The sequence below is a fragment of the Kitasatospora sp. NPDC008115 genome, from assembly GCF_042957205.1.
GTDB lineage: Bacteria > Actinomycetota > Actinomycetes > Streptomycetales > Streptomycetaceae > Kitasatospora.
In genome coordinates this window covers 252,393-278,132 of record NZ_JBIBHU010000002.1, presented here as the reverse complement: position 1 = coordinate 278,132, position 25,740 = coordinate 252,393, and the positions used below count along the sequence as shown (strand labels likewise).

General features: G+C 74.8%; 19 protein-coding genes. 14 read left to right on the top strand and 5 right to left on the bottom strand.

Annotated elements, in window-relative coordinates:
- Window positions 1-183 precede the first annotated feature (183 nt).
- Genes ACFZBX_RS03550 through ACFZBX_RS03530 form a run of 5 tightly spaced genes read left to right on the top strand, consistent with a single transcriptional unit; the run spans window position 184 to window position 6,583 of the window.
- The gene (locus ACFZBX_RS03550; RefSeq protein WP_391531290.1) at window positions 184-2,175 is read left to right on the top strand and encodes a B12-binding domain-containing radical SAM protein; all 1,992 of its coding nucleotides are present in this window, start codon (window positions 184-186) and stop codon (window positions 2,173-2,175) included.
- Window positions 2,175-3,836 carry a B12-binding domain-containing radical SAM protein gene (locus ACFZBX_RS03545; protein ID WP_391531289.1) on the top strand — a complete coding sequence of 554 codons (1,662 nt, stop codon included), beginning with the start codon at window positions 2,175-2,177 and terminating at the stop codon, window positions 3,834-3,836. Before ACFZBX_RS03550 ends, ACFZBX_RS03545 begins: the two co-directional genes overlap by 1 nt.
- A gap of 5 nt (window positions 3,837-3,841) precedes the next feature.
- The gene (locus ACFZBX_RS03540; RefSeq protein ID WP_391531288.1) at window positions 3,842-4,018 is read left to right on the top strand and encodes a hypothetical protein; all 177 of its coding nucleotides are present in this window, start codon (window positions 3,842-3,844) and stop codon (window positions 4,016-4,018) included.
- Window positions 4,009-5,385 (top strand): hypothetical protein, encoded by a 1,377-nt coding sequence (locus ACFZBX_RS03535; protein WP_391531287.1) that lies wholly within the window; start codon window positions 4,009-4,011, stop codon window positions 5,383-5,385. The genes ACFZBX_RS03540 and ACFZBX_RS03535 overlap by 10 nt, the downstream gene beginning before the upstream one ends.
- The gene (locus tag ACFZBX_RS03530) at window positions 5,378-6,583 is read left to right on the top strand and encodes an MFS transporter (protein ID WP_391531286.1); all 1,206 of its coding nucleotides are present in this window, start codon (window positions 5,378-5,380) and stop codon (window positions 6,581-6,583) included. Before ACFZBX_RS03535 ends, ACFZBX_RS03530 begins: the two co-directional genes overlap by 8 nt.
- 132 nt (window positions 6,584-6,715) lie before the next feature.
- Here the strand turns inward: ACFZBX_RS03530 and ACFZBX_RS03525 are convergent, their stop codons facing one another.
- On the bottom strand, window positions 6,716-7,567 hold the full coding sequence (locus ACFZBX_RS03525; protein WP_391531285.1) for an NAD(P)H-binding protein: 852 nt from the start codon (window positions 7,565-7,567) through the stop codon (window positions 6,716-6,718).
- Window positions 7,568-7,909: 342 nt separating this feature from the next.
- On the opposite strand from ACFZBX_RS03525, the gene ACFZBX_RS03520 reads away from it, so the two are divergent.
- The 5 genes from ACFZBX_RS03520 to ACFZBX_RS03500 all read left to right on the top strand — a co-directional run bounded on the left by ACFZBX_RS03520 (window position 7,910) and on the right by ACFZBX_RS03500 (window position 15,850).
- On the top strand, window positions 7,910-8,431 hold the full coding sequence (locus ACFZBX_RS03520) for a MarR family winged helix-turn-helix transcriptional regulator (RefSeq protein WP_391531284.1): 522 nt from the start codon (window positions 7,910-7,912) through the stop codon (window positions 8,429-8,431).
- A 124-nt stretch (window positions 8,432-8,555) separates the two neighbouring features.
- Entirely contained in the window at window positions 8,556-9,035 is a 480-nt protein-coding gene (locus tag ACFZBX_RS03515; RefSeq protein WP_391531283.1) for a hypothetical protein, read from the top strand.
- 75 nt (window positions 9,036-9,110) lie between these two features.
- On the top strand, window positions 9,111-9,989 hold the full coding sequence (locus ACFZBX_RS03510; RefSeq protein ID WP_391531282.1) for an NmrA family NAD(P)-binding protein: 879 nt from the start codon (window positions 9,111-9,113) through the stop codon (window positions 9,987-9,989).
- A 368-nt stretch (window positions 9,990-10,357) separates the two neighbouring features.
- Complete coding sequence (locus ACFZBX_RS03505) at window positions 10,358-14,368, top strand: Pls/PosA family non-ribosomal peptide synthetase (RefSeq protein ID WP_391531281.1); 4,011 nt, start codon at window positions 10,358-10,360, stop codon at window positions 14,366-14,368.
- A 138-nt stretch (window positions 14,369-14,506) separates the two neighbouring features.
- On the top strand, window positions 14,507-15,850 hold the full coding sequence (locus ACFZBX_RS03500) for a M1 family metallopeptidase (RefSeq protein ID WP_391531280.1): 1,344 nt from the start codon (window positions 14,507-14,509) through the stop codon (window positions 15,848-15,850).
- Window positions 15,851-15,898: 48 nt separating this feature from the next.
- On the opposite strand, the gene ACFZBX_RS03495 is transcribed toward ACFZBX_RS03500, so the two are convergent.
- The gene (locus tag ACFZBX_RS03495) at window positions 15,899-17,212 is read right to left on the bottom strand and encodes a YhgE/Pip domain-containing protein (RefSeq protein WP_391531279.1); all 1,314 of its coding nucleotides are present in this window, start codon (window positions 17,210-17,212) and stop codon (window positions 15,899-15,901) included.
- A 153-nt stretch (window positions 17,213-17,365) separates the two neighbouring features.
- Window positions 17,366-19,045: a carbohydrate binding domain-containing protein gene (locus ACFZBX_RS03490; RefSeq protein ID WP_391531278.1), complete on the bottom strand. Its 1,680-nt coding sequence runs from the start codon at window positions 19,043-19,045 to the stop codon at window positions 17,366-17,368.
- Between the two features lie 257 nt (window positions 19,046-19,302).
- Between ACFZBX_RS03490 and ACFZBX_RS03485 the strand changes: the two genes are divergently transcribed.
- Window positions 19,303-20,682 (top strand): serine hydrolase domain-containing protein, encoded by a 1,380-nt coding sequence (locus tag ACFZBX_RS03485; RefSeq protein ID WP_391531277.1) that lies wholly within the window; start codon window positions 19,303-19,305, stop codon window positions 20,680-20,682.
- On the opposite strand, the gene ACFZBX_RS03480 is transcribed toward ACFZBX_RS03485, so the two are convergent.
- Entirely contained in the window at window positions 20,676-21,185 is a 510-nt protein-coding gene (locus ACFZBX_RS03480; RefSeq protein WP_391531276.1) for a hypothetical protein, read from the bottom strand. The two genes, ACFZBX_RS03485 and ACFZBX_RS03480, sit on opposite strands and share 7 nt — an antisense overlap.
- A gap of 281 nt (window positions 21,186-21,466) precedes the next feature.
- On the opposite strand from ACFZBX_RS03480, the gene ACFZBX_RS03475 reads away from it, so the two are divergent.
- Window positions 21,467-22,333: a GNAT family N-acetyltransferase gene (locus ACFZBX_RS03475; RefSeq protein ID WP_391531275.1), complete on the top strand. Its 867-nt coding sequence runs from the start codon at window positions 21,467-21,469 to the stop codon at window positions 22,331-22,333.
- A complete protein-coding gene (locus ACFZBX_RS03470; RefSeq protein ID WP_391531274.1) occupies window positions 22,330-23,148 on the top strand; it encodes a lysophospholipid acyltransferase family protein in 819 nt (272 codons plus the stop codon). The genes ACFZBX_RS03475 and ACFZBX_RS03470 overlap by 4 nt, the downstream gene beginning before the upstream one ends.
- A gap of 173 nt (window positions 23,149-23,321) precedes the next feature.
- Here ACFZBX_RS03470 and ACFZBX_RS03465 read toward each other — a convergent pair whose 3' ends face one another.
- Window positions 23,322-24,905, bottom strand: coding sequence for an MFS transporter (locus ACFZBX_RS03465; protein WP_391531273.1), 1,584 nt, complete (start codon window positions 24,903-24,905; stop codon window positions 23,322-23,324).
- A 133-nt stretch (window positions 24,906-25,038) separates the two neighbouring features.
- On the opposite strand from ACFZBX_RS03465, the gene ACFZBX_RS03460 reads away from it, so the two are divergent.
- The gene (locus tag ACFZBX_RS03460; RefSeq protein WP_391531272.1) at window positions 25,039-25,722 is read left to right on the top strand and encodes a TetR/AcrR family transcriptional regulator; all 684 of its coding nucleotides are present in this window, start codon (window positions 25,039-25,041) and stop codon (window positions 25,720-25,722) included.
- Window positions 25,723-25,740: the final 18 nt, after the last annotated feature.

Genomic DNA, 25,740 nt, shown 5'->3' with positions numbered 1-25,740 from the left:
GGCCGCGTTCGCGCACCCCACCGCCGGAAGGGGACGGTGACGAGGGCAGCGGGCCGAGCCGGCGCATTCCCGGTAGCGTCGCGACCATTCTTGACAGGTCTGCGCCACCCTCCCATCCTCAAGGGACACAGGTCCCCGGGCCGGTTCTCCCGGGCTCGACGCCAACGGATCAGGGGGCTCGGCATGCGCTGGTCGCTGGTGTTTCCGCCGTTCGAGGACAAGCGCGACCGGTCCGCCTACTACGTGGCGCCCCCGCTCGGCCTGCTCTCGATCGCCGCCTATCTGGAGGCCGACGGCCACGACGTGGCGATCGAGGACTTCGTCCTGAGACTCAAGACCGGTGACCTGAAAGCCGGGCCGCGCATCTACGACGAGTGCGCCGAGCGCATTCTGGCGAGCGAACCGGATGTCGTCGGATTCGGCACCCAGTGCTCCACCGGCCCGGCCTCGCTGAACATCGCACGGCGCATCAAGGCGGCGCGGCCCCGGACGGCCATCGTCCTCGGCGGCCACGACGTGAGCTTCCTCGGCCCGAGGTACCTGGAGGCGTTCCCCTACGTCGACGCGGTGCTCGGCGGCGAGGCCGAACTCACCGTGCCCAAACTGGCGCGGGCGCTGGACGGTTCGGGCCCCTGGGAGGGCATCGCGGGCCTCACCTGGCGCCGGCGCGGCACCATCACCGCCCGGGCCGGCGAGGAGCGGGTCGCCGACCTCGACTCCTTGCTCGCCCCCAGCTACCACCTGGTCGACGACCTCGGCACGTACTTCGAGCACAGCCGCAAACCCACGATCCTGGTGGACAGCGGAAGGGGCTGCGCGTTCGCCTGCGAGTTCTGCCAGACGACGCTGCTGAACGGCCGCAAGGTCCGCTACCGCAGCACCGCCTCGCTGATCGCCGAGCTCTCCGCGCACCGGGCGCGGTACGGCGGGTTCGAGGCCTATTTCGTCCACGACCTCTTCACCGCACGCCGGGCCTTCGTCGAGGAGCTCTCCCACGCGCTCATCGACGCCGACCTCGGCCTGCCCTGGCAGTGCCGCTGCCGGATCGACGAAGTCGACCGCGAACTGCTCGGCCTGATGAGCGAGGCCGGCTGCCGCATGCTGCTCTACGGGGTGGAATCCGGCTCGGACGAAACACTGTCACGCATGAACAAGAGGCTGCGCCGGGGAGTGGCCTCGCAGACCACCGAACGCGTCCGCTGGACGGTGGACAGCGGGATATTCCCGTCCCTGTCGATGGTCGTCGGAATTCCGGAGGAGAAACCGCAGGACCTCGACGCCACACTGCGCCTCGCCGCCGAGTTCATCCAGGTCGGCCGGGTGAACGCGTTCATCCAGCTGATGAGTCCGCTGCCGGGAACCGCCCTCGCCCAACGGGTGGCGCACCGTCTGGAGTACCGGGCGGAGGACGCCCCCACCGCCTTCTCCCAGGGCATCGAGTTCGCCGACGGCCGCCGGCTGCCCGAGGACGAGGAGCTCATCGCCGCTCTGCCCGACGTCTTCCAGTCGTTCCACGTCGTCACCCCCGACCACGGCGACCTCGACATCTGCGTCGACATCTCGCTCGGGTACTGCAAACTGCTGGAGGTGTACGGCTGGACGTACATCGCCCTCGCCGAGCACCTGGACCTCAGCCTGCTCGAACTGTTCCGGCAGTACCGCGACCGGGTGGCCGCCGACCGCGGACCCGGCGGCCGGCGCGGCCTGGTGGGCCTCAAGGACCACGAGATCTGGGGCGCCTTCGCACGGTTCACGGCCGGCCTGCTGGCATCCGGCGACGCTCCGGTCCCGCTGCGCGAGACGTTCCGCTTCGAATCCCTGGTCCAGGAGATCTCGGTGCTCCCACCGGTCCCGGACGACGGCCCGACGCAGTCCCCCGCCGGCCGGTTCCGGCTGCGCCCGGCGGCCCGGCTGTTCCGCTCGCCGGTCGGACTGCCCTGGACGGACCCGGACTCCGCCGGCCCCCGCGACCACCTCGTGTTCATGGGACCCGACCGGCTGAAGGTGGTCGCGGTCGACGGCGGACGCGCCCGGGCGCTGGAGATCCTCGACCGGGCCGGGCGGCTGGAGGGCGTCGACGAGAGCCTGTTCGCGAACCTTGCCGAACTGCTGCGCCCGGTGGCCGAACTGGGCGTGTTCGAGCCGGTGCCGGTCCCGGCCGGCGTGGCCGGCTGATGTTCCGGGGCCTGGTCGTCCTGGTCCAGCCGCCACTGGCGATGGGGGCCTCCTACCACCTGGCGGAGCCGCTCGGCCTGCTGCTGACCGCCGGCGCCCTGCGCCACGCCCCGGGCGTCGAGCGGGTCGTGGTGGTCGACCAGGCGCTGGAACTGGCCGAGGGCACCCTGCCCACGGGGGCCGGACTGGTCCGCGCGGCGACCGACCGGCTCCTGGAGGTGGCCGCCGACGTCTACGCGTTTTCGGTGCAGTGCGTGGACCTGCCGATCGCGCTGGCGATCGCCCGGGCCCTCAAGTCCGCCCGCCCGGACGCGACCCTGGTGTTCGGCGGCCACCAGGCGAGCCTGCTGGGCCCGGAGATCCGGCGGGCCTTCCCGTTCGTCGACCACGTGGTCACCGGCCCCGGCGAGAGGGCCGCCGGCCCGTTGCGCGCCGGCGCGTCGCCCACCGCCACGTCGCCCGCCGGCCCGGCCGCCGAGTGGACGCTCCCGGCGTACGACCTCGCCGCGCCGTTCGAACGCTACGCCGCCGTCAGCGCGCAGCCGACCGGCCTCGTCGAGGTGGCACGCGGCTGCCCGTACGACTGCGCGTTCTGCTCGATCCCGGCGACCTCCGGACGGCGCGTCACCTTCAAGCCCGTCGACCGCATCATGCACGAGCTCGACGTCCTCGCCGACCGCGGCTGCACCAGCGTCCACCTGGTGCACGACACCCTGACCATCAACCCGCGCTTCACCGCGGAGCTGCTCCGGGCCCTGCGCCGACGCGAACGCCCGGTCGCCTGGACCGGCATGACGCGCGCGGACCTCACCGACCCCGCGCTGCTGCGCGAGATGGCGGCGGCCGGCTGCGAGGGCCTGCTGGTCGGCGTCGACGCGGTCGAGCCGGCCACCCAGAAGCTGATCAGCAAGCGCGCCGGCCGGTACCCGGCGGTGGTCGACCTGGTCCGGTGGCACGCCGAGGCGGGTCTGGCCTCCACCTTCTACTTCCTGGTCGGCTTCCCCGGCGAGGACCCCGCCTCGGTCGAGCACGCGCTCGGCGAGGCCGCGCGGGCGTCGGTGGTCGACCCGGGCAGCTGCCACGTCCAGTACCCGCGGCTGGTCCCCGGCACCCCGCTCGGAGCGGCCGCCGGCCGGGACGGCCTCGTCCTCGACCTGGACAGCCCCTACGCGCAGTGGCTGATGCGCACCGCGGAGGGCGAACCGGAGGTCCTCGACCTCGTCGCCCGCCACCCCGCCGTGTTCTCGACCTACTACGCGAGCACGGGAGGCCAGGACCGGCAGCTGCTGCTCACCCTCGCCTGGACGGCGTCCAAGCTGCTGTCCGCCCTCCCGATGACCCTGGCCGCCCTCGCCGAACTGCACGCGCTGGTGCCGCTGTTCCGCGCCGTCGGGCGGCGGCTGGACGACCCGGCGAGCCTGCGGGAGGCCTCCGTGCGCACCCTGTTGCCGATCGTGAGCGCACACGTGGCGGACACCGCTCCGGCACTGCTCCCATTCGTCCGGTTCGAGGACTGGCTGTACGGCGGGCACGGCGACCACGTCTCCGTGGTCGACCGGGCCGCCGCCCGTGCGGCGGTCCTGGACCGGCAGCCGGTGTCCGCCGCACTGTCGGGCGGGCCCCGGAGGTACCGGCGCACGACCGGCATCGAGGGGAGGTGAAAACCATGGGTCCGACCGGTGCGAGGAACGAGGACACGCTCGGGAGCGAGAAGGCCGACGCGACGGTCTCCGAACTGGAGAACCAGCTGGAGGTCCTCCTCGCGGAGGCGTCCAAGCACGAGCTGTTCGTCCACGAGGTGGCGGTGGCTCCGCGATCGAAGCTGAGGGTCGCGTGCGAGTAGCGCACACACAGGGCCGCGGCGGGCCGCACTCCGGCCCGCCGCGGCCCGCCGCGCCCCGGGTGTACGCCCTCGACGTCCTGCTGCCGCTGGACCACGGGCAGGAACCCGTCGTGGTCGACGCCAACGGCGCGCGGTCCGGCGTCGAGGCGCAGCGGCGGCTCTACGGTGACGACCGGGTCCAGCGGGCCGTCCTGGAGGCGCTCGCCGGCGCGGGCGACGGCACGATCGTCAGCCTGTCCCAGCGCACCTCCCTGGAGCTCCAGGACCGGTTCAGCGCCGAGCGGCTGCGCCGGGCCTGCGGACCGGGTGGAGGCTGGTACGTGGCGGCCGAGGCGTACGCGCCGGCGGGCGATCCGCACGCCAGGCAGCGGGAATCGGTCCACGAGGAGGTGGCCAGGGACCTGGGGATCGCGCTGCTGAGGTACGAGGTCGGGGTGCTCGACGACCGGCCGGTGCTGTTCGGGGCCGACGGGCGGGTGGTCGGCGAGTACGGCGACTGGGAGCCGCGGGGCGTGGTCTGGCCGTACGCGTTCGACCAGCGGACCGTGCCGTTGCGGGCCGACCTGGTGTGCAACCCGCTGGCGTACGCGCTGCCGACGACGGACAAGCTGCTGCTGGCGGCGCTGGTGCCGGGGCTGCTCCCGGTGACGCGCCCGGCCGGTCCGTGGCTGGCCCGGGGGGAGAAGCTGGCGGAGGCGGCCGACTGGGCCCGCGGAGAGGACTTCGTGGTGGTGAAGCCGGCGGCGGGCCGGCGCAGCTTCGGCGTCGTGGTGGTACCGGGCGGACGGTTCGCCGAGGTGGCCGGGCAACTGGGCGTGGTGGCGCCGGACGCCGGACGACTGGACGTGCTCGCCCGGGTGGCGTCGATCGGGATGCTCTGGGGGCAGTGCGGCGAGCTGTCGGCGCTGGTGCAGCCGTACGTGCGGCCCAGGCTGGAACGGAACCCGGGCACCGGGCGGTGGCACGCCGTCGTGGCCCGGGCGACGGTGGTGAGCGACCAACAGGGCGCGCGGTGCGTCGACGCGTGCAAGTTCGTGGCGCCCGTGCCGGCCGGGGAGCGGGCCGGGCGGGCATCGATGATCTTCACTCATTCCGGTGATCCGCTGGTCGAGGGTCTGTCGGCGGCGGACGAGGAGGCCGTCACCGGGTGCGCGGTGCGCTTCGTTGCCGCGCTGGAGGCCGCGGTGGACGTCCGGTTGGGGCACGACGACGCCGCGGCCACACTGCGCGCGGAGACGGACCTGCTGGTCGGGATGCTTGAGGAGGGCAGCGACCTGCCGATCCGCGCCCCGGCCGAACGGCTCAGCGACACGCCGAGGGGGCTCGACCTCGTGGCGGCCGGGTACCGATGGGGACGGCATGGGTGAGGGAGAGGGTTCCGCGGCGGGCTGGTCCAGCCTCGCGCCGCTCGTGATGGGCACGTTCGTGGTGGCGGTCGAGGGTTCGATCCTCACCGGCGTGCTGCCCCGGGTGAGCGCCGACCTCGGTCTGAGCGCCTCGGGCGGCGGACAGGCCCTGGCGGTCTACCCGCTGGTGTGCGTGGTCGGCGCGCCCGCGGCCTCGGTGCTGATGGGCGGGCGCTCGCAGCGCGCGGTCTGCACCTTCGGGCTGCTGCTGTTCGCCTTCGGGAACCTGGTCACGGCGGCCTCGACCGGGCTGGGCATGCTGGTCGCCGGACGGCTGGTGTCGGCCCTGGGCGCCTGTTGCTACCAGCCGGGGGCCGCGGCGCGGGCGGTCCGGCTGGGCCCGCGCAGACGCGGCCGGGCGCTGTCCGTGCTCGCCTCGGGGCTGACCATGGCGACGATCGTCGGCGCACCACTGGGCGTCTGGGCGTCGTCGGTGGTCACCTGGCGTCAGATCCTGGTGCTGCTGGCGGTGCTCGCCGTGATCGTGGCCCTCGTACAGCGGTCGGGCCGCCTGCCGGACGGCGCACTCGCCGCTGCGGGGATGCGCGAGCGGGCCGCCTTCCTCGGCGACCGGCGCCTGCTGTCCGTGGTGGCGCTCTCCTTCGTCGTGGTCGCGGGGGAGTTCGTGGTGTACGCCTACCTGTCGCTGGTCGCGGGCCACGTGGGCGGGCACGAGAGCGCCACGGTGGCCCGGACGCTGATGGTCTTCGGCGTGGGCACGACGCTCGGAACCATCGTGGGCGGGGCGGCCGTCGACGCCCTGGGCTGGCGCACGGTGCTGGTGGGCAGCATGAGCGGGATGACGCTCTGCCTGTTCCTGCTGCCCCTGGCCCACACCGAGGCACTGCTGTGCGCGGTCCTGCTCGGCTGGGGCCTGGCGGGCTGGTCGTTCACCCCCGCCCAGACCTGCCGGCTACTGGAGACGTTCCCGGACCACGGCCCGATGCTGCTGACCTTCAACGCGTCGGCGGTGGCCCTGGGCGTCTCGGGCGGCGGTCTGCTCGGCGGCTGGGCCCTCGGCGCGGTGGGCGTGGCCCGGCTCCCCCTCGTGGCGGGCACGACGGTGGCGCTCGCCCTGTGCGTCCACCTCCTCCAGCCACGGACAGCACCGTCGCGCGCGGCCGGCAGCCCGCGGGACTCCGCCACGGCCGACGCCTGAACGGCCGCCCGCGTGCCCTCTCCATGACCGGTCAGGACGGCAGGATGACCGACTGGGCGTGGTGGAAGACGTTCTGGTCCCACCACGCACACAGACGATCCTGTCGGACGCGGAGCGAGTCGGGGTGGCCGGTCAGCGGAAGTCCGCCAGATGGTCCGCGACCCACTGAGCGAACGGGCGCGCCGGGTGGCCGGTCAGCTTCGCGACGGTGTCGTTCACGGCCAGTGCCGGTTTGCCGGCCGTTCCCACCATCAACTCCAGCAGAGCACCGACGAAGTCGGCGTCCATGAACTGGCTGAGCTGCTGCTGCGTGATCTGCTCGGCCACCTCCTCGAAGCTCAGCTCACGGACCAGGGCCCGGCCGAGCAGCACGACCTGCTCGACGTGCTCGGTCTGGGTCGGCGTCCGCGGCCCGGTCGGCTCGTAGATCCGGCCGAAGTGTTCCGCTTCGCCGAGCACGGCGGCGGCCACCTCGGCGACATCGCGCTCGTGCGCCACCGCAGCGGCCACCGCGGCGTGCGGGCCGCGGACGACGTCGCCGCCCTGGAACCGCATCGCCCGGGACGACGAGCCGATCGCCGGGACGTACAACCGCAGGAACGTCCAGGCGACGCCCGTCGCCCGGATCTCCCGCTCCACCCGCGCGTGGTGGGCGGCGATCACATCGCTCTGCGGGTCCCCGCCTTCGGCGACGGCCCCCGAGGACAGGAACACGATCTGCCGCACTCCTGCCTGCCGCACCCGGTCGAGCAGCGGCTGTACGTCCACGCCGTGGGGCAGCACCAGGAACATCTCGGTGACGCCGTCCAGCGCGGGCCCGAGCGTCTCGGGCCGGACCAGATCACCGTGCACCACCTCCACGCCCTCGGGCAGGCCGGCCAGCTCGGGGGTGCGCGACAGGGCCCGGACCCGCCGCCCGCCACTCGCCAGCACTTCCACCGTCCGCCGCCCGAAGTGCGCGGTCGCGCCGATCACTAGAATCATGACGGATCCCTCCGAATCACCGTTTCGATCAGTGCCTTCCGGCCAGACGGTAGAGACCATCTAGGACAGATTCCGTCCTAAGTGGAGCAAAGCGCTTCAGCCGTCCAGCCGCGCCCGGGACAGCAGCCGCGGTCAGCGTCGGCACCCTCGCCGTCAGCACCCTGGGCCTCTACCTCTCCCACTTCCGGGGCGGGCCCCGCCTCCGGTAGCCCGTCGCCCCGACGACCGACAGAGCCGCGGCCCCGCTCCAGGACACGGAGCGGGGCCGCGGCCCTTCATCGGCGGCCGGACAGGCGGGCGGGCGACTTGACGGCGCATCTGATTAGCCGCCATATTACTTCCATGGCACAGCAGCACGAAGCCGGCAGCGGCGCACCCACGCTCGACCAGGCCCGCCGCCAGCTCTCCCGGTACGGCCTGGCGGCCGACCCGCAGGCGATCCTGGTCGCGGCGCGGCTGATGGCCGCCGGGTCCCGGCTCGGCCAGGCCGGCGAGGCGCATTTCGCGCGCTTCGGCCTGTCCACCGGCCGCTACCGACTGCTGGCCGAACTGGAGGACCACGGCGGCGAGAAGTCGCCCTCGCAACTGGCGGCCGCGCTCGGGGTGTCCCGGGCGACCGTGACCGGCCTGGTCGACGGGCTGGAACGGGACGGCCTGGTCGCCCGGCGCCCGTCCACCGAGGACGGGCGGGGCAACGTCGTGGTGCTCACCACGCGCGGCGCGCGGCGGCTGCGCGACATGGCACCCGAGCACTTCGAGCGGATGCAGGCGATGGTCGGCGGCCTCTCGATGGAGGAGCGCACGCTCTTCCTCGACCTGCTGGCCCGACTGGTCGAGGGCATGTCCGCCCTGACCGACGACTGACCCGGACCTCCCACCGGGACCACTCCCCCGCCGGCCGCCGAGGCTGCGGACGAAGCCCCTCACGCCCCGATAGTTAGCCACCTGATCACTTATAGTTAGCCTCCTAATCACCTGGAGCCCGGTCATGCCCACCACCACACCCACCGAGCAGCGGCCGCCGGCCGCCCCCGCCACTGCCCCGCCGCCCTTCGTGCTCTGGCGCGAGGTGCTGGTCTCCTACGCGGCGCCCGCCGTCATGGCCGGGATCGGCGGCTTCGCCACCGGCCAGCAGGAGCTCAAGATCGCGGCCGTCACCACCATCGCCGGCACCTCGGCCCTGGTCGCCGCCCTGGTCGGCGCCCGGCACCGCCGGCGCCCGGCGGGCTCCTGGGCGGAGCGCGGACCGCGCCCGCTCATCACGGCCCTGTTCGGCCTCGGCGCCGCAGCCCTCGCACTGGCCGTCGGCATGGCGGGCGCACAGCTGCTGCCCCGGATCCCCGCCCTGGCCGACAGCCCGTGGCCGGGACGGCTCCGCTTCGACCTGCCGGTCTCCGCCGCGATCGCGGCGACCGCGATCACCTGGCGCTGGCGCGGCACCCGCCCGCGGCGCCGCCGGGCCCGCTGACCGGCCCGACCCGGCCTGGTCCGACCCGGCCCGAACCGACCCCGCACCACCACCACGAGAAGAGAGAGACCCACCGTGATCACCATCATGGGCGCATCCGGCGCCACCGGCGGCGCCACCCTGCGCAGCCTCACCGCCCAGGGCGTCCCCGTCCGCGCGCTCAGCCGTGACCCCGGCCGGCTGCCGGCCGGCCTGGACCCGCGCACCCGGCCCCTCGTCGAGGCGGTCTTCGCCGACGCCGACGACCCGGAGTCGCTGCGCACCGCCTTCAAGGGGACCAGCCAGCTCTTCCTGACCATGGCCAACGGCCCGCGCCAGGTGGAGTACGAGCTGCGAGCCGTCGAGCTCGCCCTGCACGCCGGAGTGGCGCACATCGTCAAGGTCTCCGCACCCGCCGCCGAACCGCACTCCCCGGTCGCGGTCTCCCGCGGCCACCACCTGATCGAGGAGCGGCTGCGCGCCTCCGGCATCACCACCACCGTGCTGCGGCCGTACGCGTTCATGCAGAAGCTGCTGCTGCTCGCCCCGGGCATCGCGGCGGCGGGGACGATCCACGGCGCCATGGGCGCGGCCCGGTGCAACTACATCGACTGCCGGGACATCGGCGACGTCGCGGCGGCGGTGCTCACCCGCCCGGAGGCGGCCGGCGGCAGCCTCGCGCTCACCGGCGGCCGGGCGTACAGCCACCTGGAGCTCGCCGGGATGCTGAGCGACCTGCTCGGCCGTCCGGTCGGCTACATCGACCTGCCGCCCGAGGAGCTGCGCGCCCACCTGGTCGTCCGGGCCGGGATGCCGGACTGGCTGGCGGCCCATGTGGTGGAGATCCAGCGGCTCGCCGTCGAGCGTCCGGAGTCCCCGGACGACGCGGCCACCCGGCTGACCGGACGGCCCCCGCGCACCCTGGAGGCGTTCCTCCAGGAGCACGCCGAGCAGTTCCGCCACCCGTTCCACTGATCCCCGCACGACCCGACGGGCCCGCCGCACCCCCGGGCGGCGGGCCCGTCACCCCTTGGGAGCAACATTCGATGTGGCATGGATCACGGTCGGAAAATCGACCTGACGGTCCGTCAAAATGACTGACAGTTCGTCACATGTGACCCCCGGGGCATCAGTTGCGAGCTGACATGCCGTCAGATTCGGCCACTGCCGGGCCAGTTGGGCGGAGTGTCGGCCGATCCGCTGTTCACCACCCCGGGCTACCATCGGTCGGGTTGTCCGCTCCGGCCCCGGAGTGGGGTCACCCGGACAGGCGAGTGCTCCCACCGCCCCCAAGGGTCGGACATCGATCGGGACGGGGCGAGGACAAGGAGCGCACGGCACTCATGACAGCCGAACCCAGCCTGGAACCGGGCCCGGACGCCGCCCAGCAGCCGGCCGCCCGGCCCACCGACGAGCAGCCCGCCGCCACCGACCGGACCGACACGGACCGGACCTCCACCGACCGGACCGACGCCGAGCAGGCCGAGAAGCAGGCCCGCTACCCCGGCCGCCCCGCCGCCGCCCCGCGCACCCTGGTCGACATCCTCGACGCGGCCGCCCGGCAGCACCCCGCCGAGCCCGCCCTCGACGACGGCCGCACCGTGCTCAGCTACCGCGCCCTGGCCGCCGAGGTCGAGCAGCTGCGCCGCCGCCTCGCCGCCGCCGGCATCGGCCGCGGCGACCGGGTCGGCATCCGTGTGCCCTCCGGCACCAACGACCTCTACGTCTCCGTGCTCGCGGTGCTCGCCGCCGGCGCCGCCTACGTCCCGGTGGACGCCGAGGACCCGGACGAGCGCGCCCAGCTGGTCTTCGAGGAGGCCGCCGTCGCCGCCGTGCTCGGCGCCGAGCGCGCGCTCACCCCGGTCGGACCGGCCCGCCCTCCGCTGACCGACCAGCCGCTCGCCGACCCGTCGGCCACCGCGCAGCGCCCCACCCCGGCGGACGACGCCTGGATCATCTTCACCTCCGGCTCCACCGGCCGCCCCAAGGGCGTCGCCGTCACCCACCGCAATGCCGCCGCCTTCGTCGACGCCGAGGCCGCGCTCTTCCTCCAGGACGAGCCGATCGGCCCGGGCGACCGGGTGATGGCCGGCCTGTCCGTCGCCTTCGACGCCTCCTGCGAGGAGATGTGGCTGGCCTGGCGGCACGGCGCCTGCCTGGTGCCCGTCCCCCGCTCCCAGGTGCGCTCCGGCGCCGACCTGGGCCCCTGGCTGGCCGAGCAGGAGATCACCGTGGTCTCCACCGTGCCGACGCTGGCCGCGCTCTGGCCGGCGGAGGCGCTCAACGAGGTCCGGCTGCTGATCTTCGGCGGCGAGGCCTGCCCGCCCGAGCTGGTCCAGCGCGTGGTCACCGAGGGCCGCGAGGTGTGGAACACCTACGGCCCCACCGAGGCCACCGTGGTCGCCTGCGCGGCGCTGCTGACCGGCGAGGGCCCGGTGCGGATCGGCCTGCCGCTGGACGGCTGGGACCTCGTCGTGGTCGACGAGGCCGGCGAGCCGGTCGCGCCCGGTGGCACCGGCCAGCTGGTGATCGGCGGTGTCGGCCTGGCCCGCTACCTGGACCCGGAGAAGGACGCCGAGAAGTACGCGCCGCTGCCCTCCATGGGCTGGGAGCGCGCCTACCGCAGCGGCGACCTGGTCCAGGCCGACCCGGCCGGCCTGCTCTTCCTGGGCCGCGCCGACGAGCAGATCAAGCTCGGCGGCCGGCGGATCGAGCTCGGCGAGGTCGACGCCGCGCTCCAGGCGCTGCCCGGCGTCGCCGGGGCGGCCGCGGCCGTGCGCACCGCGCGCGGCGGCAACCAGCTGCTGGTCGGCTACCTGGTGACCGGCGAGGGCTGGGACCGCGAGCAGGCGGTGCAGCGGCTGCGCGCCGAGCTTCCGGCCGCGCTCGTTCCGCTGCTGGCGCCGGTCGACACCCTGCCCACCCGTACCTCCGGCAAGGTGGACCGCAACGCACTGCCCTGGCCGCTGCCCGATCTGGAGACCGCCGGGCCCACCGAGCAGCTCTACGGCACCGAGGCCTGGCTGGCCGAGCAGTGGACGGAGATCCTCGGGGTGCCGGTGAGCGGCCCCCGGGAGGACTTCTTCGCGATCGGCGGCGGCAGCCTGGCCGCCGCCCGGCTGACCACCCTGCTGCGCACCCGCTACCCGAACGCGGCGGTGCTGGACATCTACCAGCAGCCGACGCTGCGCAAGCTCGCCCGCCACCTGGAGCGCACCGCGGCCGAGACCGGCGAGGCCCGGACGATCGAGCCGGTGCCGACCCGCGCCAAGCTGCTCCAGCTGCTCCTGCTGATCCCGCTGTTCACCGTGGTCGGCCTGCGCTGGACGGTGGCCCTGCTGGCGCTCGGCAACCTGCTCTCCCACCTGGACGGCTACGCCTGGGCGCCAACCGCCTCCTGGTGGGCGGTCGGCGCGGGCGCGGCGGTGCTGTTCACCCCGGCGGGCCGGCTCGCCCTCGCGGCCGGCGGCGCCCGGCTGCTGCTGCGCGGCCTGCGCCCGGGCAGCTACCCCCGCGGCGGCGGCGTCCACCTGCGGCTGTGGGCCGCCGAGCGGCTGGCCGAGGTGAGCGGCGCGACCTCGCTCTCCGGCTCCTGGCTGGTCCGCTACGCGCGGGCGCTCGGCGCCAAGGTCGGCGAGGAGGTGGACCTGCACTCGCTGCCGCCGGTGACCGGCATGCTCAAGCTGGGCCGGGGCTGCGCGGTGGAGGCCGAGGTCGATCTGAGCGGCTACTGGCTGGACGGCGACCGGCTGGAGGTCGGGCAGCTCAAAGTCGGCTCGGGCGCCGTGGTCGGCACCCGCTCGACCCTGCTGCCGGGCGCCCGGGTCGGCAAGCGGGCCCAGGTGGTGGCCGGCTCCAGCGTCACCGGGCACGTCCCGACCGGCCAGCGCTGGGGCGGCGCGCCCGCCGTCAAGCTGGGCCGCGCCGAGCGGAGCTGGCCCAAGGAGCGCCCGGTGCGCCGGGCCCGCTGGTCCGCGCTGTACGGGGTCAGCGGTGCGGCGCTGAGCCTGCTGCCGGCGCTGCCCGCGGTGGCCGGCCTGGCGGTGCTCGCCCCGTTCGTCGACCCGGCGGACGGCCTGGGCGGCGCGCTCGGCGGCGCCCTGCTCGGCCTGCTGCCGGCCACCCTGGCGTTCGGTCTGGTCTACGCGGCGCAGTTGGTCGCGGCGGTGCGGCTGCTGTCGGTCGGCCTGGAGCCGGGTGTCCATCCGCTGCACGGCCGGGTCGGCTGGCAGGCCTGGACGGTGATGCAGCTGATGGACCAGGCCCGGGAGATCCTCTTCCCGCTGTACGCGGGTCTGGTGACCCCGCTGTGGCTGCGGGCGCTGGGCATGCGGGTCGGCCGGCACGCGGAGGTGTCCACGGTGCTGGCGCTGCCGAGTCTGACCACGGTCGGTGACGGCGCGTTCCTGGCCGACGACACCCTGATGGCGCCGTACGAGCTGGGCGGCGGCTGGGTGCGCCTGGGTGAGGCCAAGGTCGGCGACCGGGCGTTCCTGGGCAACTCGGGGATGACCGCGCCGGGCCGCTCGGTGCCCAAGCGCGGCCTGGTGGGCGTGCTGTCGGCGACGCCGGAGAAGGCGAAGAAGGGCGGCTCGTACCTGGGCATGCCGCCGGTGCGGCTGCCGCGCTCGGCCGACCAGGCGGACCAGAGCCTGACCTACGAGCCGCCGGCGCGGCTGCTGTGGGCGCGCGGCCTGGTCGAGGTGGGCCGGCTGCTGCCGGTGCTGGCCTCGGGGGCGCTGGGCGCGCTGACGCTGGCGGCGCTGTCCTGGCTGTCGCAGGCGTGGTCCCCGCCGGCCGCGGCGCTGGTCTCCGGGGCGGTGCTGCTGACGGCCGGTACGGCGGCGTGCGCGGTGGCGGTGGCGGCGAAGTGGCTGCTGGTCGGCCGGTTCCGGGCGGTGGAGCACCCGCTGTGGAGCGGCTTCGTGTGGCGCAACGAGCTGGCGGACACCTTCGTGGAGGTGCTGGCGGTGCCGTGGCTGGTGGGCGCGGTGCCGGGTACGCCGGTGCTGAACCTGTGGCTGCGGGCGCTCGGCGCGAAGGTCGGGCACGGCGTGTGGTGCGAGAGCTACTGGCTGCCGGAGGCGGACCTGGTCACGCTCGGTGACGGGGTGTCGATCAACCGGGGCTGTGTCGTGCAGACCCACCTCTTCCACGACCGGATCATGCGGATGGATACTGTCGTCCTCCGCGAGGGCGCCACCCTGGGGCCCGGCGGCATCGTGCTGCCCGGCAGCACGGTGGGCGCGCGCAGCACGCTGGGCCCGGCCTCGCTGGTGATGCGCGCCGAGTCCGTGCCCGCCGACAGCCGGTGGCTCGGCAACCCGATCGAGGTGTGGCAGGCCACCTCCTGACCGCCGTCCCCCGGGGGGCCGGCCGGGGTCCGCCCCGTCCGGCCCCCGGGCGTCCCTCCCGACCCCGACCGTCCCCGACCCCCGACCGCCCGTCGCCGTCCCCCGTCCAGTCCCGTGTTTCCAGGAGCGTACGACCCGGTGAACCCCCGCCCGGCGCAGTCCCCGCAGCCCCCGCAGCCCGTCGCCCCGCCGGACCCCTACTTCCCGAGCAGCGGTGATCCGCGCTACCGGGTGCACCGCTACGAGCTGGCGCTGGACTACCGGCCGGGTCCGAACCGGCTGGGCGGCACCGCCCGGCTGAGCGCCGTCGCCGTGACCGCGCTGACGGAGTTCGCGCTGGACCTCGCCGAGTTCCGGATCGGCCGGGTGCTGGTGGACGGCAAGGCGGCCCGCTACACCCACCGGGCGGGCAAGCTGCGGATCCGTCCGGCGAAGGCGCTGTCGGCCGGCGCGGCGTTCACCGTCGACGTGCACTACACCGGCAATCCCCGGCCGGTGCGCAGCCCGTGGGGCGGCCTGGGCTGGGAGGAGCTGACCGACGGCGCGCTGGTGGCCAGCCAGCCGGTCGGGGCGCCCTCCTGGTTCCCGTGCAACGACCGGCCGGCGGACAAGGCGACGTACCAGATCGCGGTCACCACGCCGTCCCCGTACGCGGTGGTGGTGGGCGGCCGGCTGCTGACCCGGACCACCGGCTCGTCCAGCACGACCTGGGTGTACGAGCAGTCGGCGCCGACCTCGACGTACCTGGTGACGGTCTCGATCGGCCAGTACCGGCAGGTGGTGCTGGCCGAGCACCCGCAGGTGCCGCAGAGCGGGTTCGTGCCGGAGCGGCTGGCGGGCGCGTTCGCCGCGGACTTCGGGCGGCAGCCGAAGATGATGGCCTACTTCGGGGAGGTGTTCGGCCCGTACCCGTTCGGCGAGTACACGGTGGTGGTCGCGGACGAGGAGTTGGACGTCCCCGTGGAGGCGCAGGGGGTGGCCACCTTCGGCACCAACCACGTGGGCGGCGGCTGGGAGCGGGAGCGGCTGGTCGCCCACGAGCTGGCGCACCAGTGGTTCGGCAACAGCGTGTCGATCGGCGACTGGAGCCACATCTGGCTGAACGAGGGGCTGGCGAAGTACGCGGAGTGGCTCTGGTCGGAGCGCTCGGGCGGGCCGGCGGCGGGCGCCCGGGCCGCGTACGCGCACCGGCTGCTGGCCGGGCTGCCGCAGGACCTCCGGCTGGCCGACCCGGGCCGCAAGCTGATGTTCGACGACCGGCTGTACCAGCGCGGCGGCCTGGTGGTGCACGCGCTGCGGCTGGCGCTCGGGGACGCCGCCTTCTTCCGGATGCTCCGGGACTGGTCGGCGTTCCACCGGCACGGGGTGGTGACCACGGCGGACTTCCGCGCCCATGCCGCCCGCTACGGGCGGGAGCCGCTGGACGAGCTGTTCGACGCCTGGCTCCGGCGGCCGGAGCTGCCGCCACTGCCGGCGGGCTGACCCGCCCCGCGCCGCCCGTCCCCGGGACCCCGACGTGCTCAGGCATGCTCAGACGTGCTCGGGGACGGTGCGGTGCAGGCCCTTGCGGTCGTAGTAGCGGGTCATCGCGAAGCCGAAGAGCAGGGCCGCGACGGTGCCGATGCCGATCCAGATCCAGGCCCGGGTGAGGCCGGCGTCGGCCTGGGCGTCGAAGAACAGGATGGCCCGCACGCCGTCGGTGAGCTGGCGCATCGGTTCGAACAACGCGAGGAAGCGGTAGAACGACGGCAGGGCGTCCAGCGGCACGGTCGCGCCGGAGGACGGCAGGCCGAGCACGATGAACACGAACATGCTGACCAGCAGTCCGAGGCCGCCGAAGGCCGCGTTGATCGCCTGGACGCCGAGGCCGACCGCGCTGCTGGCGCAGACCGAGAAGACCCACAGCAGCGGCAGGTGCGCGGCGTCCATGTCGAGGACCACCACCCCGGCCAGCATGATCAGCGAGGAGGTGAGCAGCGACAGGCCCACCGACATCACGCACTTGACGGCGAGGGTGCTGCTGCGGCTGATCGGCACCACCGGGTGGCGGGCCCGCCAGGGGCCGACCTCGTTGTCGGCGTAGCCGAGCGCGACGTCGACGCCGTTGCCGATGATGTTGGCGCCGAAGAAGCCGGCCAGCACGAGCAGCAGGGTGTAGTAGAAGGCGGAGAGCCCGAGGCCGCTGCGGTTGCCGATCGGGTGGCCGACGCTGGTGCTCAGGGCGATCGGGTCGGCGATCAGCAGCCGGGCCGCGTCGTCCAGGCCCTGGGCCTGCGGGAGCGCGGTGAGCCGGGTGCCGAGGGCGAGCGAGGCCTGGTGGACGGCCTGCTGGCCGATCTGGGCGGCGAGCGAGGAGCCGAGGCTGCCGACGCCCGGATTGGTGTACTGGAGCACGGTGGGGCGCGCGGGCTGGGCGCTCGCGCCGCCGAGGGCGGCAACGGTGGCGGTGAACTCGGGCGGGACCTGGAGCGCCCCGTAGAGCTTGCCGGACGCCAGTTGCTCCCGCGCGGCGGCCTCGTCCAGCCGCCGCCAGGAGACGGCGTCACCCTGGCCGGGGGCCTCGGCGATACCGGTGACCACCTGCTCGCCGAGGTTCTGCCGCTGTCCGGCGACCTCGGCGCCGCGGTCGGTGTTCACCAGGGCGATCGGCAGGTGGTGCAGGTCGGCGCGGGGGTCGAGGATGCCGCCGAGGTAGAGCAGCGACATCAGCAGGCTGAGCAGGCCGACCAGCACGGCCGGGACGGCCCAGACCCGGGGGTTGCGGAGCACCCGGCCCGCTCGGACGCCGCTGGGCGGCTCGGGCCGGCGCGGCTCGGGAAGGGTCGGCTCGCGGTGGGAGGGCATGACGCTCCGTGGGGTGGTCGGTGGTCAGACGGACCCTAGGAGCGGAGCGGGGACGGCGTCCGGAGCCACGCCGCCGGGGTCACCCGCCCGCACGGCGGCGCGGAACGGCCCGGCCCCTCCGCCGAGGGGCCGGGCCGTGGTCACCGAGGTGCGTCAGCCGGTGAAGCCGGCCGTGATGGAGGTGAACTGCCAGTCGTTCTGGGCGATGCCGGAGCAGGTCTCCTGCTGGCCGCCGCCCGGGCAGCCGCGGTCGCGGTTGACCGACCAGAAGGCCATCCGGGCCAGGTGGTGGCTGTTGGCCCAGTCGCGGATCGCCGTCCAGGTCTGGACGGTGGTGATCTCGCCGGTGTCGCTGAGGCCGTTCATGCCGGAGATGCCGATGTGCGCGTAGGCGGTGGCGTCGTCCCAGCCGAAGACGGACTTCAGCTTGTTCTTCAGGCCCTCGGTGGCGCTGACGGTGGCGGCGTACATGTCGGTCGAGGCGTTGCCGAAGTCGAACGGCATGATGGTGAAGACGTCGATGTCCGCGCCGATCGCCTTGGCCTGCTCGATCAGCCGGTTGCCGTAGTAGGTCGGGCCGCTGGTGGCGGTGCCGAAGGTCACGATGGTGCGCAGGCCGGGGTTGTTCTGCTTGACGATCTTGAGCGCGCCGAGGATGCGGTCCTGGACGGCGGTGTTCTCGAACTCGTCGGTGTTCTCGATGTCGACGTCGATCGCCTTGAGGCTGTAGGCGTCGATCACCTTCTGGTAGGCGGCGGCGAGGTCGGCGGTGGTGGCGCAGTTGGGGCCGAGCTTGTTGCCGCTCCAGCCGCCGATCGACGGGACGACGTCGCCGCCGGCCGCGCGCACCGCGTTGATGGTGGCCTGGTCGACGCCGTTCAGCAGCGGCCGCTGGCTGTCCCAGGTGGGGTTGCAGCCGTTCTGGGCCAGGATGAACGCCAGGGTGAACCACTTGATGCCGGTGGCGTTCATGACGGTGGTGGCGGCGGGCGGGTTGCCCCAGCCGTTGTAGAGGTAGGGCGCGCCCTGCTTGAAGGCGCCCGGGGTGGGGCCGCCGCCGTTGGCGTCGGTGGTCACGGTCACGGCGGTGGAGGCGGCGGAGGCGTTGCCGGCCGCGTCGCGGGCCTTGACGGTGAAGGTGTAGGCGGTGGAGGCGGTCAGGCCGGGGACGGTGGCGGTGGTGCCGGTGGCCGTCGCGACCTTGGCGGTGCCCTGGTAGACGTCGTAGCCGGTGACGCCGACGTTGTCGGTGGCGGCGTCCCAGGCGAGGGTCACGCTGGTGGCGGACTTGCCGGTGGCGTGCAGGTTGCCGGGCACGGTGGGGGCCTGGGTGTCGGCCGGCGGGGTGCCGCCGCCGGGGCCGTCGAACACGATGTCGTCGGCGTAGTAGGTGCCCTGGCCGTACCAGCCGTTGACGTAGACCTCGGCGCTGGTCTGGTTGGCGCCGGTGGTGAACGAGACGCTCAGCTTGCTGTAGTCGGCGGCGGAGGTCCAGGCGGAGCCGCCGCCGGTGACGCCGAGGTACACGTAGTTGCCGCGGACCCAGCCGGAGAGCGAGTAGGTGGTGTTGGGCTTGACCGCGACGGTCTGCACGCACTTGGCGGTGTCGCTCGCGGAGGCGGCGCCGGCGAGCGCCTTGCCGCCGCCGTGCACGGGGGTGGTGACGACCGAGCCGAGACCGCCGGAGCAGGTCCAGCCGGACAGCGTGCCGGTCTCGAAACCGCCGTTGGCGAGCTGGTCGGCCGCGTGGGCGGCGGTGGGCGCGGTGAACGCCGCGGCGGCGGCGAGCAGCGCGGCGGCGCCGACGGCGGGCAGTCGGGTGCGCTTGTGCACCGTTGACCTCCAGTGGGGGGTGTGGGGGGGGTGGAGGTGCGGGGAGGGCCCCAAAATGGACTAGACCATTTGCTCATGTCAAGTACCGTCCGCCGAACGGACGGTGAGGGCGTGTCGGGGCGGGGGCGAACCGATCGGGCGAAAATGGGTGGAACGACCCGGCGGGGGCGAACTAGGTTGGGCCGCGGTGCCATGGCACTGCGGAACGAAACCGACCGAACCCGACCGAAGTCGACCGAAGAACGTCAGAGGATCAGATGACCGACCTGTCCGACGAACTGCTTCCCGCCACCCGCCGTGCGCTGCTGCACCGTCTGGCCGTCGCCCAGTCCGAGGGCCGCACCCCCTCGATGGTGGCCGCCGTGGTCCGGGACGGACGGCTGGTCTGGAGCGGCGCCCGCAGCATGACCGACGGCCACGCGCCCACCACCGACGTGCAGTACCGGATCGGCTCGATCACCAAGACCTTCGTCGCCGTCCTCGTCCTGCGGCTGCGCGACGAGGGCCTGCTCGACCTCGCCGACCCCGTCGAGCGCCACCTGCCCGGCACCCCCGCCGACGGCGCCACCGTCGCCCAGCTGCTCTCGCACTCCGCCGGCCTCGCCTCCGAGACCCCGGGGCCGTGGTGGGAGCGGACCGACGGCGCGCTGCGCCCGGAGCTCGCCGACCTGCTGGAGGAGGAGCGGCCGCGCCGCCACCCCGCCGGGCGGCTGCACCACTACTCCAACCCCACCTACGCCCTGCTCGGCGCGCTGGTCGAGCGGCTGCGCGGCGAGCCCTGGGGCGAGGTGCTGCGCCGGGAGGTCCTCGAACCCCTCGGCATGGACCGCACCACCCTGCTCCCCGAGCACCCGCACGCCGGCGGCTTCGCGGTCCACCCCTGGGCCGACGTCATGCTGCCCGAGCCGCTCACCGACACCGGCCTGATGGCCCCGGCCGGCCAGCTCTGGTCGACCGCCGCCGACCTCGCCCGGTGGGCCGCCTTCCTGGCCGCCGGCGACGCGAAGGTGCTCTCCGCCGACACCCTCGCCGAGATGCGCCGCCCCGCCGTCGCCCCGGACACCGACGACTGGACCGAGACCTACGGGCTCGGCCTCCAGTTGGTCCGCCGCGACGGCCGCACGCTGTTCGGGCACGGCGGCTCGATGCCCGGCTTCACCGCCGGCCTGTGGATCAGCGAGGCCGACGGCCTGGCCGCGCTCGCCTTCGCCAACGCCACCCACGGCTCCCGCACCGGGCAGGTCGCCGCCGAGCTGATCGCGATCACCGCGGAGCACGAGCCCCGGATCCCCGAGCCGTGGCGCCCGCTGCCCGAGGTCGACGAGGGGCTCCTCGCCCTGACCGGCCCCTGGTACTGGGGCGCCGCCCCGCACACCCTGCGGCTGGCGGCCGATCGGGCGCTGGAGCTCTCGGTGCTCGGCAGCGGCGGCCGCGCCTCCCGGTTCCGCGCCGAGGCCGACGGCACCTGGACCGGCCTCGACGACTACTACGCGGGCGAGACGCTGCGCGTGGTGCGGGCCGCCGACGGCTCGGTGAGCCACCTGGACATCGGCTCCTTCGTGTTCACCCGCGAGCCCTACGGGCCCGCGGAGGCCGTCCCGGGCGGGCTCGACCCGCGGGGCTGGCAGGCCTACTGACCACCGCTGCGCCCCGGGCCGCCCCGGTTGAGGCGGCCCCTGCCCGGCCCACCCCTGCCCGGTCCGCCCCTGCTCGGCCCACCCCGCAGCCGTCCTCCCGCAGCGCCCCGGCCGGGCGCCGGGGCGGCGGCGGGGCGGGCCGGGTAGGCCCCGCTGCGCAGCGCGTGCACGGCGCGCACCACGTACCCGGCGAGCAGCAGCCCGCCCGCCATCGCGCCCGAGGCGTAGGTGTCCGCCGCCTGCGCCTCGGCCCAGCCCGCCGCCACGCCGATCAGCAGGTACGGCGCCACCGCGACCAGCAGCGCCACGGCCAGCGCCACCAGCGCGGCCCTCGGGCGCCGATCGTCCTCCCAGCAGCGCTCGCCGACCAGGTGCAGCGCCAGCGCCATCGCCACCACCAGGCACCACCACGGCGAGGGCGCCAGTCCGACCGCCCTCGCCGCCAGGTAGACGACGGCGAGACCCGCCGTCGCCGCCGCCTGGCACATCAGAACCTCTGTCATGTCACTGGCGAATCGCCGCCAGAGTCCCGCCCCCGGAATCCACCCCATGCAGCGGAGGATAGGGCGGCGTCCTGGTGCCCAACAGATGTCCCGCACACGTCGGGTGGCCGCATTCAGCAGGTGCACATCTCCCCTCCCCCGAACGGCAACGTGGATGCCAGCCGACTTGGAGAGACATACGGGTGCCGGTTCGCAGACCCGTCGACCGTACGGGCCTGGCCGGGCCGGCGCCACGGAAACCCCGTGGCCGTCGTCGTCCGTGCTGCCCTGGAGGGTCCGCCATGACCACCGTCCCCTCGTACGCTCCGCCCGCAGTCACCCCCGCCCGGGCCGCCGCCGCGGTGCCCGCCCCGCGCCAGGACGGCGCGTCCGGCTCCGCCTCGGCCGTCTACACCGTCGCGCTCGCCCGCGACGAGGACGACGTCCGCGCCGCCCAGCGGCTGCGCCACCGGGTCTTCGCCGACGAGCTCGGCGCCACCCTGCACAGCACCGTCCCCGGGCTGGACGTCGACCCGTTCGACGAGTTCTGCGACCACCTGCTGGTCCGCGAGGGCGAGGACGGCGCGGTCGTCGGCACCTACCGCCTGCTGCGCCCCGAGGCCGCCCGCCGGGCCGGCCGGCTCTACTCCGACGGCGAGTTCGACCTCGCCGGCCTCGCCCCGCTGCGCGACGGCCTGGTCGAGCTCGGCCGCTCCTGCATCGCCGCCGAGCACCGGGGCAACGGCGCCGTCATCAACCTCATGTGGGGCGGCATCGCCCGCTACCTCGCCGATACCGGCAACACCTGGGTCGGGGGCTGCTGCTCGATCTCCCTGGAGGACGGCGGCGCCACCGCCGCCCGGGTGTGGGACACCGTCGCCGCCAAGCACCTCGCCCCCGCGCAGTACCGGGTCACCCCGCACCGCCCCTGGGACGCCACCGGTGTGGCCCGGGCCGCGAAGGCGCCGCTGCCGGCGCTGCTCCGGGGCTACCTGCGGCTCGGTGCCTGGGTCTGCGGCGAGCCCGCGTACGACCCGGACTTCGAGTGCGCCGACCTGTACGTGCTGCTGTCGCTGGAGCGCACCGACCCGCGCTACCTGCGGCACTTCCTCTCCGGCGTGGGCGGCGTCGGCACGGCCGCGGCACCGGCCGCGGAACGGGCCTCATGAGCGTCTGGCTGCCGACGGCCTCCTGCACCCCGGAGGCCTGCCTGACCGACCCGGCGCCCACCGTCGCCCTGCCCCGGCGGGTGCTGCGCCTGGCCGCCTGCCTGGTGGTGCTCACGGCGGGGCTCGCGCTCACCCTGCCGGCGCGGGCACTGCCGCGCGGGCCGCGCGACCGGCTCGCCCGGTTCTGGGCGCGCGGCCTGCTCGGCTCGCTGGGGGTCGCGGTGCGGGTCGAGCCCGGTCCGGGGCCGGGCGCCGGGGGCGCGGTGCTGGTGGTGGCCAACCACGTCTCCTGGCTGGACATCCCGCTGGTCGCCGCCGCCCGCCCCGGCCGCTCGCTGGCCAAGACCGAGGTCCGGAACTGGCCGGTGCTCGGCCCGCTGATCGCCTGGGGCGGCACGGTCTTCCTCGACCGCGACCGGCTGCGCACGCTGCCGGCGACGGTCGCCGAGGTGGCCGACGGACTGCGGGCCGGCCACCCGGTGATCGTCTTCCCGGAGGGTTCCACCTGGTGCGGCCGGGAGAGCGGCCGCTTCCGCCCGGCCTTCTTCGAGGCCGCCGTCCGCTCCGGCGCCCCCGTCCAGCCGGTCGCGATCCGCTACCGGCTGGCCGACGGCCGCCCCACCAGCGCCCCCGCCTTCGTCGGTGAGGACGGCCTGCTCACCTCGCTGGCCCGGGTCGTCGCCGTCCGGGGCCTGGTCGCCGAGCTGGCCTTCCGCCCGCCCATCCCGCCCCCGCCCGCCGACCCCACCCGCCCCTGGGAGGCCCGCCGATCCCTGGCCCGCACCGCCCAGAGCGCGGTGGAGGGCATTCGCTGAGCGGCGCCCGCTAGGGCGTGTCTTGTGGATCTTGTCGGATCAGGCCGCGGCGTTGGGGTGCGTGCATCGCAAGGCGGAGGAGGGAGCCACTGCGGAGCATTGGCGACCGACGACAACGCGGCGAGGTGCGTGCCCCGGCGCCGCGGACCCGGCAAAGATCCGCAAGACACGCCCTAGGCGCCGGCCCCGGCCCCGGCGGGGAGGTCCTGCCCGGCGGGGTCGGGGGCCGGGGCTGCCGGGGCCGGGGTGCCCCGGCCCGGGTGGCGCAGCAGGAGGGCGACCAGGACGGCGGCGGCCGCCAGGGCCGCCGAGCCGCAGCGCAGGGCGAGCTGGATGCCGTCGGTGAAGGCGTGCTCGACGGCCTGCCGCACCGGGGCCGGGAGCGGGGCGGCCGGGGTGGTGGTGGCGGCCGTCAGGGTGTCGGCGGGCCGGCCCAGGATGTAGGCCGGGAGGCCGAGGCGGGCCAGGGAGGCGGTCAGCCCGGTCGTCAGGCGGTGCGTCAGCACGGCGCCGAGGACGGCGATGCCGAGCACGCCGCCGAGTTCGCGCAGGGTGTTGACGGTGGCCGAGGCGGTGCCCGTCCGCTCGGGGGCGACCCGCTGGAGGACGGCGATCGAGACCGGGGTGAAGGTCAGTCCCATGCCCAGGCCCAGCACGAACAGCGTCCACAGGTACTCGGCGTAGCGGGCCTGCTCGCCGTACAGGGAGAGGCCGGCCAGGCCGAGCGCGCACAGGGCGATGCCCAGCACCAGCGGCAGCCGGGGCCCGTGACGGCCGGTCAGCCGCGCCGAGAGCGGGCCGGCGACGACGATCATCGCCGTCATCGGCAGACCGGCGAGGCCCGCCGCCGTCGGCGACCAGTCCAGCACGCCCTGCATCAGCAGCGGCAGGAAGAACAGCGCGCCGAACATCCCGAAGCTGACCGTGAACCCGCCGAGCAGCGCGCCGCCGAGCACGCGGTCGCGGAACAGCCGCAGGTCCAGCATCGGCTCGGCGATCCACCGTTCGAGCAGCAGGAAGGCGACCAGCAGCAGGACCGCGAGCACCGCCGTGGTGAGCACCCGGGGGTCCGTCCAGCCGCGGGCGGGGCCCTCGACGAGGGTGTGGACGGCGGCGCCGAGGCCGGCGGCGGAGAGCACCAGGCCGCCGAGGTCGACACGGCGGGCGCGGGCCGGGATCGCGGGCAGCACCCGGCCGGAGAGGAGGAGTGCGGCGGCGCCGATCGGCACGTTGATCCAGAACACGCTCGCCCAGCCGAAGGCCTCGACCATCGGCCCGCCGACCACCGGGCCGACCGCGAGGCCGAGCGCGGAGACGCCGGACCAGGTGCCGATCGCCCGGGTGCGCTCCCGCTCGTCGGTGAAGACGTGCCGCAGGATGGCGAGGCTGCCGGGGGTCAGCAGCGCGGCGCCGACGCCCTGGAGCATCCGCGCGGCGACCAGGGTGCCGACGGTCCCGGCGAGCGCGGCGGCGGCCGAGCCGGCCGTGAACAGGGCGAGGCCGAACCGGAAGACGGCGGTGCGGCCGTAGCGGTCGCCGAGCGCGCCGCCGGTGAGCAGCAGGGCGGCGAAGACCAGGCTGTAGCCCTCGGCCACCCACTGGAGGCCGGTGATGCCCGCGTCCAACTCCCGGCCGATCCGGGGCAGGGCGTTGTTGACGATGACGTTGTCCAGCATGAACATGGCGATGCACAGCGTCGCGAGTGCGAGCCGGCGGCGACGGGCGGCCGGTGCCGCGGCCTCCTCGGTCTCCCCCATCGGATGGTCCTCCCGGTTCGATCACTTGAAGCCCCTAACAGCGTTAGGGGCCGTTTCGACGGAGGACAGCGTGCACCTAACGGTGTTAGATTGCAAGCGCGATCGCAGCCAGCCCGAGGAACAGCGAGGATCCATGCCGGCCGACGAGGACGACGCCACCCCGCCCGCGCTCACCCGCGAGGCGCTCGCGCGGGCCGCGCTGCGGGTCCTGGAGCGCGACGGCCTGGCCGGGCTGTCGATGCGCAAGGTCGCCGCCGAGGTCGGGGTCAAGGCCGCCTCGCTGTACTGGCACGTCCGCAACAAGGAGGAGCTGCTGGACCTCCTCAACGACGCACTGATGGCCGACGTCGAGCCCCCGCCGCGCACCGGCGACTGGCGGGTCCAGTTGCGCGGCTACTGCGAGCGCTACCGCGCCCACCTGCTCGGCAGGCGGGACGCCGCCAAGGTGGTGGCGGGCCGCCTCGCGCCCGGCCCGAACCTGCTGCGCCTGATGGAGGACCAGCTCGACCGGCTGCGCGGGGCCGGCTTCTCCGCCGCCGACGCCGCGATGGTCTCCTACCTGCTCGGCGCGTACGTGCAGGGCTTCGTGCTCCAGGAGCAGTCCCCGATGGCGGCCGCCGAGACCACCGGCACCGGCCGGCGCCAGGTGGCCGACGCCGCCGCCGAGCGGTTCCGCGCACTGCCGGCCGCCGAGTTCCCCCGGCTGGTCGCGATGGCCGACGACCTCACCGGGCCGGACCTCGACGCCCGGTTCGCCTTCGGCCTCGAACGGATCCTCGACGGGCTGGCGGCGCTGCTCCCGCCCGAACACCGCTGACCATCCCCTGCACGACCC

Bases quoted from the DNA above. Each gene is read 5' to 3' on its own strand.
- ACFZBX_RS03485 (WP_391531277.1), top strand. From the start codon at position 19,303: ATGACCGACCTGTCCGACGAACTGCTTCCCGCCACCCGCCGTGCGCTG.
- ACFZBX_RS03530 (WP_391531286.1), top strand. From the start codon at position 5,378: ATGGGTGAGGGAGAGGGTTCCGCGGCGGGCTGGTCCAGCCTCGCGCCG.
- ACFZBX_RS03495 (WP_391531279.1), bottom strand. From the start codon at position 17,212: ATGCCCTCCCACCGCGAGCCGACCCTTCCCGAGCCGCGCCGGCCCGAG.
- ACFZBX_RS03480 (WP_391531276.1), bottom strand. From the start codon at position 21,185: ATGACAGAGGTTCTGATGTGCCAGGCGGCGGCGACGGCGGGTCTCGCC.
- ACFZBX_RS03460 (WP_391531272.1), top strand. From the start codon at position 25,039: ATGCCGGCCGACGAGGACGACGCCACCCCGCCCGCGCTCACCCGCGAG.
- ACFZBX_RS03515 (WP_391531283.1), top strand. From the start codon at position 8,556: ATGCCCACCACCACACCCACCGAGCAGCGGCCGCCGGCCGCCCCCGCC.
- ACFZBX_RS03475 (WP_391531275.1), top strand. From the start codon at position 21,467: ATGACCACCGTCCCCTCGTACGCTCCGCCCGCAGTCACCCCCGCCCGG.
- ACFZBX_RS03525 (WP_391531285.1), bottom strand. From the start codon at position 7,567: ATGATTCTAGTGATCGGCGCGACCGCGCACTTCGGGCGGCGGACGGTG.
- ACFZBX_RS03505 (WP_391531281.1), top strand. From the start codon at position 10,358: ATGACAGCCGAACCCAGCCTGGAACCGGGCCCGGACGCCGCCCAGCAG.
- ACFZBX_RS03470 (WP_391531274.1), top strand. From the start codon at position 22,330: ATGAGCGTCTGGCTGCCGACGGCCTCCTGCACCCCGGAGGCCTGCCTG.
- ACFZBX_RS03520 (WP_391531284.1), top strand. From the start codon at position 7,910: ATGGCACAGCAGCACGAAGCCGGCAGCGGCGCACCCACGCTCGACCAG.
- ACFZBX_RS03545 (WP_391531289.1), top strand. From the start codon at position 2,175: ATGTTCCGGGGCCTGGTCGTCCTGGTCCAGCCGCCACTGGCGATGGGG.
- ACFZBX_RS03540 (WP_391531288.1), top strand. From the start codon at position 3,842: ATGGGTCCGACCGGTGCGAGGAACGAGGACACGCTCGGGAGCGAGAAG.
- ACFZBX_RS03465 (WP_391531273.1), bottom strand. From the start codon at position 24,905: ATGGGGGAGACCGAGGAGGCCGCGGCACCGGCCGCCCGTCGCCGCCGG.
- ACFZBX_RS03550 (WP_391531290.1), top strand. From the start codon at position 184: ATGCGCTGGTCGCTGGTGTTTCCGCCGTTCGAGGACAAGCGCGACCGG.